The organism is Bacillus sp. JKS001846, from assembly GCF_900176455.1.
GTDB classification, from domain to species: Bacteria; Bacillota; Bacilli; order Bacillales; family Bacillaceae_G; genus Bacillus_A; species Bacillus_A cereus.
The window spans coordinates 4,057,508-4,070,565 of record NZ_FWYG01000001.1 but is presented as its reverse complement, the minus strand read 5'-3'; the positions used below and the strand labels follow the sequence as shown (position 1 = coordinate 4,070,565).

Sequence of the window (13,058 nt, the reverse complement as noted above, 5' to 3'; positions counted from 1 at the left end):
ATATGAAAATTCAACCAATGTTACATACACAACCATTTGGAGCAATTCAGTCAATTGGTGCACCGAAAACTTCTCAAACATCTGTAGTTGAGGGGAAAAAGTTTATTGATTTATTGGAAGATATGAATCAAACGCAAAACAATGCGCAAACAGCAGTATATGATTTACTAACTAAAGGGGTAGGAGAAACACATGACGTTTTAATTCAGCAAAAGAAAGCTGAGTCTCAAATGAAAACAGCTGCTCTCGTACGTGATAATCTTATTGAAAATTATAAGTCACTAATTAATATGCAAATTTAGGAAAGTGGACGGGTGTGTTTAAATGGAAAAGATGAAAAATGTTATCCAATCGTTAAAAACGTGGCATAAGTTAGTAATTGGTGCTGCGCTTTTAGCGATTGTAACAGGAGCACTTTTATACTTCACCTTGCCAGATAAATATGTTGTTGTATATCAAAATTTAAATGATACAGATAAACAAGAGATTACAGCAGAATTATCGAAGTTAGGTGTCGATTATCAATTAGCGGCCGATGGTTCGATTCGTGTGCAAAAGAATGATGCTCCATGGGTTCGAAAAGAAATGAATGGGATGGGCTTACCGTTTAATTCTAAAAGCGGTGAGGAAATTTTATTAGAAAGCTCGCTCGGTTCAAGTGAGCAAGATAAAAAAATGAAGCAAATTGTCGGTACGAAGAAGCAATTGGAGCAAGATATTGTAAGAAACTTTGCGACAGTTGAAACGGCAAATGTTCAAATTACATTGCCTGAAAAAGAGACAATTTTTGATGAAGAAAAAGCAAAAGGAACAGCGGCGATTACGGTTGGAGTGAAACGTGGACAATTGTTAACAGCTGATCAAGTTGCGGGTATACAGCAAATGATAAGTGCAGCAGTTCCTGGTGTAAAGGCAGAAGAAGTAAGCGTTATTGATAGTAAAAAAGGTGTTATCTCAAAAGGGACAGATGAAGCACATTCTAGTAGTTCTTCTTCTTACGAGAAAGAAGTAGAGATGCAGCACCAACTTGAAGGTAAATTAAAGCAAGATATTGATGCAACGTTAATGACGATGTTTAAACCGAATGAATATAAAGTGAATACGAAAGTATCTGTAAACTACGATGAAGTTACACGTCAGTCAGAAAAGTATGGTGATAAAGGTGTACTTCGTAGTAAACAAGAACAAGAGGAAAGCTCTACTGCGCAAGAAGGGGCAGATACGAAGCAAGGTGCTGGTATTACAGCGAACGGTGAAGTGCCAAACTACGGTACGAACAATAATCAAAATGGTAAAGTTGTCTATGATAATAAAAATGGTAACAAAATCGAAAACTATGAAATAGATAAAACAGTTGAAACAATTAAGAAACACCCAGAATTAACGAAAACAAATGTTGTTGTATGGGTAGATAATGATACGCTAGTAAAACGTAAAATTGATATGACAACTTTTAAAGAAGCGATCGGAACAGCGGCAGGACTTCAAGCTGATCCGAACGGTAACTTTATAAATGGTCAAGTTAACGTTGTAACTGTTCAGTTCGATCAGCCGAAAGCCGAAAAAGAGAAAGAGCCAGAAAAAAGTGGTATGAACTGGTGGTTATTCGGTGGAATTACAGCTGGCTTATTAGCGATTGGTGGCCTAGTATGGTTCTTATTAGCAAGACGTAAGAGAAAGAAAGAAGAAGAGGAATATGAAGAATACTTAGCAGAAGAGGAAATTGCTGCAAGTAATGAAAGTATCTTGGAAATTCCTGAAGAAAAAATAGTGCCAGAGCCAAAACCTGAACCAGAAGAACCGAAAGAACCAACGTTAGATGAACAAGTGCAGGATGCTACGAAAGAACATGTAGAAGGAACTGCAAAAGTAATTAAAAAATGGTTAAACGGACAGTAAGGGAGGAACAACGATGTTAGATGAAATCTCCTCCAAAGAAAAAGCTGCCATCCTTATTCGTACATTAGAAGAAGGGGTGGCAGCAAAAGTCATTGAATATATGACAGCTGAGGAAAAAGAAGTATTACTTCGTGAAATCGCAAAGTTTCGTGTATACAAACCAGAAACATTAGAAAATGTACTAGGAGAGTTCTTATATGAACTAAATGTAAAAGAATTGAACTTAGTCACTCCAGATAAAGAATACATTCGTCGCATATTTAAAAACATGCCAGAAGACGAACTGGAAAAATTATTGGAAGATCTTTGGTATAACAAAGATAATCCGTTTGAGTTCTTAAATTCACTTACAGATTTAGAGCCACTTCTTACAGTGCTTAATGATGAGTCACCACAAACAATTGCAATTATCGCTTCTTATATTAAACCGCAACTTGCGTCTCAATTAATTGAGAGATTGCCAGATCATAAGCGCGTTGAAACGGTAATGGGTATAGCGAAACTAGAACAAGTTGATGGTGAGTTAATTAATCAAATTGGTGAGTTGTTAAAATCGAAATTAAATAATATGGCATTTAGTGCAATTAATAAAACTGATGGCTTGAAAACAATCGTAAATATTTTAAATAATGTTTCACGAGGTGTTGAAAAAACAGTCTTTCAAAAGCTGGATGAAGTCGATTATGAGTTATCTGAGAAAATTAAAGAAAATATGTTTGTCTTTGAAGACTTACTTGGTCTTGAAGATCTTGCGCTTCGCCGTGTATTAGAAGAAATTACAGATAACGGTGAAATTGCGAAAGCACTTAAAATTGCAAAAGAAGAAATTAAAGAGAAATTATTTACATGTATGTCTTCAAACCGTAAAGAGATGATTCTAGAAGAATTAGATGGCTTAGGACCGCTTAAGATGACGGATGCTGAAAAAGCGCAGCAAACGATCACTGGTACAGTGAAAAAGCTAGAGAAAGAAGGAAGAATTATCGTTCAAAGAGGTGAAGAGGATGTCCTTATTTAAAAACAGAATTCCGAAGAATTCTGTTTCTTTTTCTGAAGAAACGTATGAATTACAATTTCCAAAACCAGCTTCAGTTCAAATAGAAGAGGAAGAATTACAAGCTGATCATGCAGAACTTCGCGCCCAGCAAGAATCGTTACATATGGAAATGAATCAGCTAAGGCAAGAGAAGCAAATGCTAGAACGAGAGCGGCAGCAGTTATTACAAGATAAAGAACAATTTCAAATGCATATTCATGAGCAAATGGAACAGATGGAAGCAGCGCGTGTGCAATTTCAAAAAGAACAACAAGAAACAGCGTATGAATGGACAGAGTTGTTATGGGATCAATCTTTGCATCTAGCAGAAAAAATCGTGAATCAAGCGGTAGATTCACGATTGCTTGATGTGTTACCTATTTTAACTGGTATCGTGCAAACATTGCCAACTTCGTTTGAAAAATTAATCATTACAGTACATCCAGAAACGTTTGAACGTATTCAAGAAGAGAAGGAGAATACGAAAGAATATTGGTTACTACAATTAGTAGAATGGAAATATGATTTCTCCCTGCAGTTTGGTGAATTTGTTCTGGAAGAAGAGAAAGAGTTCTTTGAATTTAAATTTGCACCTATATTTGCGAAACTTCGTCAGAAATGGGAAGAAGAGAAGTTATTTGAGGAGCAAAATGTATGAGCCGCCTGTTAATGAATGAGAACGAAAAATGGAATAAGTTCATTGAAACACCGCTGTATACGAAAGTAGGCAAAGTTCATAGTGTACAAGAACAGTTTTTCGTAGCAAAAGGGCCGAAAGCGAAGATCGGAGATGTTTGCTTCGTTGGAGAACATAACGTCTTATGTGAAGTGATTGCCATTGAAAAAGAAAATAATATGCTACTTCCATTTGAACAGACAGAAAAAGTATGTTATGGAGATTCAGTGACATTAGTTTCAGAAGATGTTGTTGTACCACGTGGTAATCACTTGCTCGGAAAAGTGTTAAGCGCAAATGGTGAAGTGTTAAATGAGGAAGCTGAAAACATTCCATTACAGAAAATAAAACTAGATGCACCGCCTATACATGCATTTGAACGTGAAGAGATTACCGATGTATTTGAAACAGGAATAAAATCAATTGATTCTATGCTAACAATTGGTATCGGTCAAAAGATTGGTATTTTTGCTGGGTCAGGTGTTGGTAAATCAACTTTACTTGGAATGATAGCAAAAAATGCAAAAGCTGATATAAACGTTATTAGTTTAGTAGGGGAACGTGGCCGGGAAGTAAAAGACTTTATTCGAAAAGAGTTAGGCGAGGAAGGGATGCGAAAAAGCGTCGTTGTTGTAGCGACGTCAGATGAAAGTCATCTTATGCAACTTCGTGCAGCGAAACTCGCAACGTCTATTGCTGAATACTTCCGTGACCAAGGTAATAACGTATTACTTATGATGGACTCTGTTACTCGTTTTGCCGATGCACGAAGAAGTGTTGATATTGCTGTTAAAGAGTTACCGATTGGTGGTAAAACACTGTTAATGGAAAGTTATATGAAGAAGTTGTTAGAGCGGTCCGGAAAAACACAAAAGGGATCTATAACAGGTATTTATACGGTGCTTGTTGATGGGGATGATTTAAATGGTCCTGTACCAGATTTAGCACGTGGTATTTTAGATGGACATATCGTATTAAAGCGTGAGCTTGCAACGCTTAGTCATTATCCTGCAATTTCAGTATTAGATTCAGTAAGTAGGATTATGGAAGAAATTGTTTCGCCACATCATTGGCAACTTGCAAATGAAATGAGAAAGATTTTATCAATTTATAAAGAAAATGAATTGTATTTTAAGCTAGGAACGATTCAAGAAAATGAAGAAAATGCTTATATTTTTGAATGTAAAAATAAAGTAGAAGGCATAAATACATTTTTAAAGCAAGGTCGATCGGATAGTTTCCAATTTGATGATATCGTTGAAGCGATACAGCATATAGTATAAGGCCTCTGCATAAGAGGTCTTATTTTTTTGTTTTTTAATATTTCACAGATTTTTTTGGAAAAAAACTATATAATAGAAAAAGAGAACGTTATAATAGAAAGGGGTTATGAAAACAGGTGGATAAACAGCAGTACGACACAATAAAATTGCAAATAAATCAAGAAAAAGAACATATTTTAAAAGAAGTGTATGAATTAACAGCTGAAAAAAGAAAAATAGAACAAAAAAAAGAATATGATTTATATGTTGTGAAATCGCGTAGTAAAGTCGTACAAACTGGGCAACGTATTATGGCTGGTATGCTTTCTTCACATACGTTTTCACCTGAAAGAATAGAAGAATGGAATCGGAAAATTAAAAAAACGGAAGGTTTTATTCAAAAAAATGAAAGTCTTTTAGAGCAAGTAAAAGAAAAAGAACGTGTCATTGATGAGATGTATCAAGAAGAGTGCAAAAAGCTTGCGAAAGCACAAGAAAAGCTGGAAGAAAAAATGCTTCTGGATTTGAAAATGTGTATGAATGGATGAGGTGAATGTAGTGATACAGTCTGTATTACCGGTGCAACAAAGTTTACCTCCGCAAAAAGAAAAAGGGCTAGAAGTACAATCAAAAAATGAAGATTCTTCATTCGATCGTACGATGAGAATGGAAAATAAAAAACAGCCGCAAACGGAGAAAACGAAACGAGAAGAAGCACCAAAAGAAGAGAGAAAAGATTATATTCTTTCTAAAAAATCGGTAACGGAAGAAGAACCTATTGTAAAGAAAGAAGAAAAAAAAGAGACAGAACAGTTGTTATTAGCTGTATCTGAGCAAATGGTTGCAATTGAGCAATTACATGTGCAGCCGGAATTGTTATATCAATACATACAAAAAATACAAGAGCTATATAAAGAATATGGCAATATTAAACTTAATGAATTACCTGCAGCTGAATTACAACAATTACAAGAACTTCTTTCAAATATGAATATCAAAAATGCTATATGTTTAGAAGATACAATGCAAATGGTATTAGAAAAAATGAAGATGCCAGAGCAAGCGATGCAAGCATTGAAGGCTGTAGAAACAGAAACTTGTAATATTGCAAAGGGACAGGAAGAGTTTAAAGACGTAGATCTTCCGAAACTTGAGAGCGATGATACAAAGGTAGAGTTGCCTGAGGTTGATGCATTAAACGATTCGAGCTCTGCAGGTGCAGAATTATTAAATAAAACGACGAGTACCGAACAAGTAGGGAAATCAAATAGTGGTGCTGAGAAAGTTTCATTACCTGACTTAGGAAAGAAAATGGAAGCGCAAGTAGAAGCGTTGCAAAAATTTGTAGTGAAACAAGAACGTGTTTTATTCCAGTTAAATCCAGAAAAACTTGGTACATTAACAGTGTTTATGAAAAAACACGGAGATCAAATTGACGTTCACGTAGAAATGGAAAAACACGATGCGAAAAAACGTGTTGAAATCATTTTTGATGAATTGAGATTAAAGTTAAAAGAAAAAGAAATCAATATTCAAATTAGCTATTCAGATAAAGATGAAAATCGCAAAGAACAGCGAGAACAAGACCAAAGGCAAAAACAGAAATTAGCAAATACAAATCATGAAAAACAACAATCAACAGAATTTGCGGGATTATTGGAGGAATAAAGCGTGCCAACAGTTGGATTAAATACAACGAGTACAAATCATATTCCGTTACAAGCAGGAGCGCAAAAAAGTAATGTACCTGTTAATGGTGTACAATCGCCAGTGCAACAAAGTAATGGAGTTTCAGCAGGAGCGCAAAAGACTCCTGGGGTAATGGGGAAAGATGATTTCTTAAAATTGTTTTTATCAAGTTTCCAACATCAAGATCCATTTAATGCGATGGATATGAATCAAATGATGAATCAGACAGCGCAGTTATCTCTTATGGAACAAGTACAGAATATGACGAAAGCAGTAGATAAGCTGCAATCAACGATGTATTCAACAGCACTTGATGGTGGAATGAAGTTTTTAGGGAAATACGTAAGAGGTGTTGACGGTGACGGAAACAAAGTAACCGGTCAAGTAGAAACGGTTCGTCTTGCGGAAAATAACGATGTACAGCTCGTTATTAATAATAAAGTTGTCTCTCTTCGTTTCGTTGAGAGAGTGTCTGATAAACCGATTGGGGAAACGAACCCAGAAGACGCAAAGAAAGACGATCAAAAAGTAACTGAAGAAGTAAAAACTACAAATTTATAAGGAGTGTCCATACGTTATGATTAAAGCGTTATATACAAGTATTACAGGGATGAATGCAACACAAAATGCATTAAGTGTAACTTCAAATAATATTGCCAATGCACAAACAGTAGGTTATAAAAAACAAAAAGCAATGTTTGATGATTTACTATATAACAATTCGATTGGTGCAAAAGGTGACGGTAAATACGCAGGAACGAATCCGAAAAGTATTGGTAACGGTGTGAAAATGAGTGGTACTGTTACGGATTATAGTGATGGTACAATTACGTTAACAGGTGGCAAAACACAAGCCGCAATGGAAGGTAATGGTTTCTTCGTTGTAGGTGATTCAAAAGGCGGAAATATGGAATTTACTCGTAAAGGTACGTTTGGAATATCTTCAGATTACTATATTACGAATACTGAAGGTCAATACGTGTTTGCATACCCTGCAAATGAGGCAACTGGTGAAGTTGATTTATCTGGAATTCCAGGACCGTTGCAAATTCCAATGGGAACAGCAATTGGTGGTATTCGAACATCGAAAGGGACAATTAAAGGGAATATTCCAACTGGTGAAAAACAAATTACACAAGATTTACCTGTATATGATAATGCGGGGAATACATGGACAATGCGTGTAGAGTTTAAACAAACGAGTGAACATAACTATACATATAAAGTACAAATGCGCAATGACTCGAAAAAAGAAACAGAGTTTAAAGATGTTCCAGGTGCAGGTGGTAATATGACATTTGATGCTGTTGGAAATCCAAATCCGAAAGAGCAAGGAGCCAATATTCCATTTGATGGCGGTTCTATAAAATTAGACTTAAGCCATTTAACAAATCATCCAACAGATAAAACATTATCAGTAACAGACGTAGATGGTAGAGCAGCAGCGACGGTTAAAGATTGCCTCATTGCTGACGGTGGATACGTAATGGTAAAATATTCTGATGGAAGTATGAAATCTGCAGGTCAATTAGCTGTTGCAATGTTCCCGAACGAAGGCGGACTAATGAAAACAGGTAATGGTAACTATACAGCAACGAATACAACAGGTATTTTAGCTCTTGGTACATCTGGTCAAAACGGTGCAGGTAAAGTACGCGGTGGTGCACAAGAAGGTGCTAACGTAGATTTATCTGTAGAATTCGTTGACTTAATGTTATACCAACGCGGATTCCAAGGAAATGCGAAAGTAATTAAAGTTTCAGATGAAGTATTAAATGAAGTTGTAAACTTAATTCGATAATATATCGCATGGAAAAAATGTAATGGAGTAGAAAGGGTTTTTTATTCGTATGACAAGACAAGAGCGAATTTTACAATTGCCTTTTTTCGAAAATAAACGTGAACTTGCCGAGCAAGTATTAAAAATAGAACGAGAAGAGCATGTATATTTACCAGATCAATTTGAAATTAAGCAAGTGCCTCCGTATTCATTTGGCGAAAAACAAGCAATCATTGGCCGTATCCATGAGTTTTATTTCATAAGTGTTGGTAGCGATACTTTTTGGAAGTATCAACTGTTTAAGGATGAGATGAAGTGTCGTGAGTTTTTTGTTATGTTGCCAAATATTACGGATCAGCAGATAGCGTTTTGGTTTAATAATATAGAGTTATTGAAAGGTTCTTAAAAGCACTTTTTAGGTTTTGAGAGAGGACCTGGCGATGTTTTGGAGCGGTTAGTGCCTAATAGGGACTCGACTGGTGTGTAAGGACAGAGGTATGGAGAGTTACTAGGGTAGTATAAGAAGAGGTAAGCAAAGTTTAGTGTGGATAAACAGTTATGGTCCAGAAGAGCTCCTAGTTGTAAGAATAGAGCTATGGAGGCGTACTGAGATAATCATTTCATAGTAGGCCAGTGCCTTCTGGATAGTATGTAACAATAGATTTTTATAAAAGGAGAGGTGAGGAGGATGGCGCAAAATAAGTATCGCGTTACATTCATTTCGCCGAGTGAGGTTGAGCAGCGGACTGTAATGGCGGCGAATAGTTTGCCAGATTTAATTCGTAAAGTAGAAAGTATTATCGCAGATCCAAACGGTTATTTTGTGAATGATAAAAAAAATAATTGTTATTTTAAAGTGATTAAAGAAAATGTTACGTTTATTCAATATGAGTTACTATTTTCGGATAAGGAAATTCATATTGAAAAATTAAAACATATAGCACCGGTAGTATTAAAGCGATTATTCGAAAAAATAAATGACCCGGAATTATATGCACTTGCGCTACTTGATGTTGATATAGCAACGAAAGAATATGTGCTAGCAGAAATGAATTCTGAACTGAGAATAAGAGTAGAGACAGAGCTTTCGAAAAAATGGGAAGCAATGCCGACGGAAATTGTAGGTGCACAAGAAGTTTTATTAGAGGCACTTGCTTCGTTTATACAAGATTAATTGTTTTTTTATAAAATGAATCGTTCGACTATCTATATTTTTTATATAGGTAGTTGACTTTTTCTCTTTTATAAAGCTTAATAATTAGATATACGGAATTAATGGAAGGGGAGCGACACCTTTATGTCACAAGCACAAAGTATTTTATTAGAAAGCGGAACAAATGAATTAGAGATTGTTACGTACACTGTTGGTGAAAACCTATTTAGTATTAATGTAATGAAAGTACGTGAAATCATTAATCCATTCCCTGTTACAACTGTGCCAGAATCTCATCATGCAGTTGAAGGTGTTGTTCAAGTACGTGGTGAAATTTTACCTGTTATTAACTTAGCGATGGCTCTTAATTTAAAGTCAACAAAGCCACTTGATCAAACGAAATTTATCATCTCAGAATTAAACCAAATGAAAGTTATTTTCCGCGTTGATGAAGTGCATCGTATTCAACGTATTTCGTGGGAACAAATTGATGAACCAGCTTCATTATCTATGGGACTAGAAGAAACGACATCTGGTATTGTAAAACTAGATGGAAAAATCATCTTACTATTAGATTATGAAAAAATTGTATGTGAAATTAGCGGCACTGGTTATGACAATAAATCAATTGCAGGATTAGAACAAAAAACAGATCGAGCTGAAAAAGTAATTTACATTGCAGAAGATTCAGCAATGCTTCGCCAAATATTAGAAGAAACATTATCATCAGCTGGATATACGAAAATGAACTTCTTCAGCAATGGTGCGGAAGCGTTAGCGCAAATTGAAAAATTAGCGAAAGAGCAAGGCGAAAAAATGTTTGAGCATATTCACTTGCTAATTACGGATATTGAAATGCCAAAAATGGATGGACATCATTTAACGAAAGTGGTTAAGGATAGTGAAGTAATGAATCGTTTACCAGTCATTATTTTCTCTTCATTAATTACAAATGAATTATTCCATAAAGGTGAAGCTGTAGGAGCAAATGCTCAAGTAAGTAAGCCAGATATTCAAGAGCTAATTGGTTTAGTTGATAAGTTAGTGTTGTAAGAAAAGTACTTTTTTAGCTGGAATAGAGGAACTAGCTATGTGTGGCAGCGGTCAGTGCCTAATAGAGACCCATGCGATGTAAGACCAGAGATATGGAGTGTTTTTTAGGTAAATGGGACGAGATAGCCGCCGAGATAGCTTTAGAAGAAGTGAGACTTTGATTGAGGATTTGAAGACTGGGTTTATAACTCTATTCTGTTAGAGAGAGGAAGGAATTAGCCAATGCTACATATGGCTAATTCCTTTTTAGTATTCTATACTTTAAGCTGGTAGAAAAATGAAAGGTTTCTTGGGTGTTTGTCGCTGTATGTGTGAATAATCTTCATTTAGAGATTTTTGATTTAAAAATATAAGCAAACGTATTTTCGATTGTTATTTTAGTAATATTTCGTGGTAACGCAAATTTTTTCGGTGAAAAAACATCCGAAATACCATATAATATAATTAAATGTAATTAATATGCAATTTTGCATATTAATAAAAAACATTTTCCAAATTTTTATACTTTCTATACATTTTTGTATGTTTATTATTTGACAGATAATTTCGAACTGTTATAATATGGATATGTAAAAATTGCTATTTTCTTAAAAGACATGGAAGTCAGATGAGAATTGTGAAAGGATGAGGGGGAGTGGCACAGATTATGTATCACCACACAGCAATTAATGTATTAGGTCTTTTACAAAACATGTCAAATAATAAAATGAACGATATGCAACTAGAAGCGGAATTTAAAAAAATAGAAAAAGAATTCCAAGTAAAGTATGAAGAGTTAGTTGATTTACATAATAGAATGGTATTATTTCAAATAGATATAGAAAAAAATGGCGGGATGCGAGCATATGAAAAATCAGCAATTACATGGCTGAAGTCTGAACTAGAGCTACTGTATGAAGTGTATCAATTTTGTCAACGTCACGGTTTAAACATTTTAAATATTTCAAAATACGTAAGTAAAAATGAACTAAATCTTTTTCCAAAAACAGAAAGTCAATTGCAAAATACGTATTATAAATTAAAAAAACGTGAAATACCGTTTGAAAATATTGAAAAACAAAAACCAGGACGAAAGCGAAAATATATACCAGTAAAAGAGACAATCGTTGCAAGAAAACAAGAAAACGAGTACGAATTAAAAGAAGAAATCCAGCATAAAGAGGATGAAAAAAATCTTGTAACAGTTATATCTGGTATCGTTGATAACTTTGAAACAATTAATCAATGTAGTGAAAGGAAAGAAGACGAACTACATCAGTTTATGGAAGGTATTTATAAGCTTTCTAGCATGGCAGCAGGGCGTTCTAGAGAAGCAAAGAACACACGTAGTCTAGAAGATGAATTGCAGTCGTTACAACTAGAAAATGAAAGGCTAAAACGAGAGAAAGAAGAGCTTGTACAAGATATTAAAGGTATGACGCAGCTTTTAATTCATTTCATTACAAGTTCTGATATCGATCAAATTCGTAAATTACCAACTTTCGTACAAGATTGTAAAATGGAATTACATAAACTTGGGCTATATAATGCACAAGACGGAAAAATGAAAATAATGGTTGACCGTAGCGGACAAGTTATGACGGTAACACAGTAATAAAATTTGGGTACAAAATAAAAGGGAGATACATAGTTTATATGTATTTCCCTTTTGTTTTGTATGGAATCGTTCCAAAGAAGGAAGATTAATTTTTATGATTGTAGTAGTTTAGAGACCATTTGCGGAATTTGGTTCGCTTGTGAAACCATACTAAGTGCAACTTCAGTCAATAATTTGAACTTTAAAAAATCACTCATCTCCTGCGCCATGTCTGCATCTTCAATTAGAGATGCAGCATCTGTTAACGCCATACTTTGATTATTTAAATTTTCAATATTAAACTGTAAACGATTTATCATTGCACCAAGGTCGGCACGATGAAGTGACACACTTTGCAAAGCCTCTTCGATTTTACGAATTGCCGTTCTTGCTTCTTGTTCCGTTGAAATCTTGATGTCATGTTGTGTAGGGGAAGGGGGAATATGTTTCGTCATATTTATTGTATGACCGATATCGTCTAATGTAATAGGGCGGTTTTGACCGTCAAATACGGATAAATCATTAAACTCAGTCGTCTCGCCAATATAGCCAATTTGTTCTGTTAAAGATTGAAACTCTTTATTCAGCGAATGACAGTTTTTATTTGAATTTGTACCGTTTGAGGATTGAACGGCCAAATCACGCATACGCTGTAAAATATTCGTCACAGTTTGAAGGGCAGCTTCGGCCGTGCGAAGCATCGATATCGCATCCTCATTATTACGAATCGCCACGCGCATACCACTTGCTCTCGCATGCATACGAGTCACAATTGCAACATTAGCGGGATTATCAGAAGCATGGTTTAACTTCTTACCAGTCGCCAAATGCTCCATTACAACATTCATACGCTTTTCATTCTCATACAACGACTGCCTAGCATTCATACTTAAAACATTCGTACCAATACGCATAATAGACACTCCTTATAGAT

The 13,058-nt window shown here is 35.2% G+C and carries 14 protein-coding genes; 13 read left to right on the top strand and 1 reads right to left on the bottom strand.

Features of this window, described 5'->3' with window-relative positions; translation table 11 throughout:
- The first annotated feature begins 2 nt into the window (after positions 1 to 2).
- From fliE to B9A45_RS21530, 13 genes are all read left to right on the top strand, one after another.
- Entirely contained in the window at positions 3 to 302 is a 300-nt protein-coding gene (gene fliE / locus B9A45_RS21590) for a flagellar hook-basal body complex protein FliE (protein WP_000701672.1), read from the top strand.
- Positions 303 to 324: 22 nt separating this feature from the next.
- Complete coding sequence (locus B9A45_RS21585; RefSeq protein ID WP_000413956.1) at positions 325 to 1,899, top strand: flagellar M-ring protein FliF C-terminal domain-containing protein; 1,575 nt, start codon at positions 325 to 327, stop codon at positions 1,897 to 1,899.
- Between the two features lie 13 nt (positions 1,900 to 1,912).
- The gene (fliG, locus tag B9A45_RS21580) at positions 1,913 to 2,917 is read left to right on the top strand and encodes a flagellar motor switch protein FliG (RefSeq protein WP_016109698.1); all 1,005 of its coding nucleotides are present in this window, start codon (positions 1,913 to 1,915) and stop codon (positions 2,915 to 2,917) included.
- Positions 2,904 to 3,593 (top strand): FliH/SctL family protein, encoded by a 690-nt coding sequence (locus tag B9A45_RS21575; protein ID WP_084064987.1) that lies wholly within the window; start codon positions 2,904 to 2,906, stop codon positions 3,591 to 3,593. Before fliG ends, B9A45_RS21575 begins: the two co-directional genes overlap by 14 nt.
- Positions 3,590 to 4,894, top strand: a complete 1,305-nt coding sequence (gene fliI, locus B9A45_RS21570) for a flagellar protein export ATPase FliI (protein WP_000088693.1) — start codon at positions 3,590 to 3,592, stop codon at positions 4,892 to 4,894. Before B9A45_RS21575 ends, fliI begins: the two co-directional genes overlap by 4 nt.
- Positions 4,895 to 5,010: 116 nt before the next feature.
- Positions 5,011 to 5,421, top strand: coding sequence for a cytoplasmic protein (locus B9A45_RS21565; RefSeq protein ID WP_084064983.1), 411 nt, complete (start codon positions 5,011 to 5,013; stop codon positions 5,419 to 5,421).
- A gap of 10 nt (positions 5,422 to 5,431) precedes the next feature.
- Positions 5,432 to 6,541 carry a flagellar hook-length control protein FliK gene (locus B9A45_RS21560; RefSeq protein ID WP_116291473.1) on the top strand — a complete coding sequence of 370 codons (1,110 nt, stop codon included), beginning with the start codon at positions 5,432 to 5,434 and terminating at the stop codon, positions 6,539 to 6,541.
- 3 nt (positions 6,542 to 6,544) lie between these two features.
- The gene (locus B9A45_RS21555; RefSeq protein WP_001143461.1) at positions 6,545 to 7,123 is read left to right on the top strand and encodes a flagellar hook assembly protein FlgD; all 579 of its coding nucleotides are present in this window, start codon (positions 6,545 to 6,547) and stop codon (positions 7,121 to 7,123) included.
- Positions 7,124 to 7,139: 16 nt separating this feature from the next.
- The gene (locus B9A45_RS21550) at positions 7,140 to 8,363 is read left to right on the top strand and encodes a flagellar hook protein FlgE (RefSeq protein ID WP_000588322.1); all 1,224 of its coding nucleotides are present in this window, start codon (positions 7,140 to 7,142) and stop codon (positions 8,361 to 8,363) included.
- Between the two features lie 49 nt (positions 8,364 to 8,412).
- Positions 8,413 to 8,748: a DUF3964 family protein gene (locus B9A45_RS21545; RefSeq protein ID WP_000198168.1), complete on the top strand. Its 336-nt coding sequence runs from the start codon at positions 8,413 to 8,415 to the stop codon at positions 8,746 to 8,748.
- 282 nt (positions 8,749 to 9,030) lie between these two features.
- Complete coding sequence (locus B9A45_RS21540; protein ID WP_000068301.1) at positions 9,031 to 9,516, top strand: hypothetical protein; 486 nt, start codon at positions 9,031 to 9,033, stop codon at positions 9,514 to 9,516.
- A 123-nt stretch (positions 9,517 to 9,639) separates the two neighbouring features.
- Positions 9,640 to 10,548: a chemotaxis protein gene (locus B9A45_RS21535; RefSeq protein ID WP_000075943.1), complete on the top strand. Its 909-nt coding sequence runs from the start codon at positions 9,640 to 9,642 to the stop codon at positions 10,546 to 10,548.
- Between the two features lie 646 nt (positions 10,549 to 11,194).
- The gene (locus tag B9A45_RS21530; protein WP_025967100.1) at positions 11,195 to 12,142 is read left to right on the top strand and encodes a DNA-binding domain-containing protein; all 948 of its coding nucleotides are present in this window, start codon (positions 11,195 to 11,197) and stop codon (positions 12,140 to 12,142) included.
- A gap of 95 nt (positions 12,143 to 12,237) precedes the next feature.
- On the opposite strand, the gene B9A45_RS21525 is transcribed toward B9A45_RS21530, so the two are convergent.
- Positions 12,238 to 13,038, bottom strand: coding sequence for a flagellin N-terminal helical domain-containing protein (locus tag B9A45_RS21525; RefSeq protein WP_084064976.1), 801 nt, complete (start codon positions 13,036 to 13,038; stop codon positions 12,238 to 12,240).
- Between the last annotated feature and the right edge of the window lie 20 nt (positions 13,039 to 13,058).

Bases quoted from the DNA above. Each gene is read 5' to 3' on its own strand.
- fliE (WP_000701672.1), top strand. From the start codon at position 3: ATGAAAATTCAACCAATGTTACATACACAACCATTTGGAGCAATTCAG.
- B9A45_RS21585 (WP_000413956.1), top strand. From the start codon at position 325: ATGGAAAAGATGAAAAATGTTATCCAATCGTTAAAAACGTGGCATAAG.
- fliG (WP_016109698.1), top strand. From the start codon at position 1,913: ATGTTAGATGAAATCTCCTCCAAAGAAAAAGCTGCCATCCTTATTCGT.
- B9A45_RS21575 (WP_084064987.1), top strand. From the start codon at position 2,904: ATGTCCTTATTTAAAAACAGAATTCCGAAGAATTCTGTTTCTTTTTCT.
- fliI (WP_000088693.1), top strand. From the start codon at position 3,590: ATGAGCCGCCTGTTAATGAATGAGAACGAAAAATGGAATAAGTTCATT.
- B9A45_RS21550 (WP_000588322.1), top strand. From the start codon at position 7,140: ATGATTAAAGCGTTATATACAAGTATTACAGGGATGAATGCAACACAA.
- B9A45_RS21545 (WP_000198168.1), top strand. From the start codon at position 8,413: ATGACAAGACAAGAGCGAATTTTACAATTGCCTTTTTTCGAAAATAAA.
- B9A45_RS21540 (WP_000068301.1), top strand. From the start codon at position 9,031: ATGGCGCAAAATAAGTATCGCGTTACATTCATTTCGCCGAGTGAGGTT.
- B9A45_RS21535 (WP_000075943.1), top strand. From the start codon at position 9,640: ATGTCACAAGCACAAAGTATTTTATTAGAAAGCGGAACAAATGAATTA.
- B9A45_RS21530 (WP_025967100.1), top strand. From the start codon at position 11,195: ATGTATCACCACACAGCAATTAATGTATTAGGTCTTTTACAAAACATG.
- B9A45_RS21525 (WP_084064976.1), bottom strand. From the start codon at position 13,038: ATGCGTATTGGTACGAATGTTTTAAGTATGAATGCTAGGCAGTCGTTG.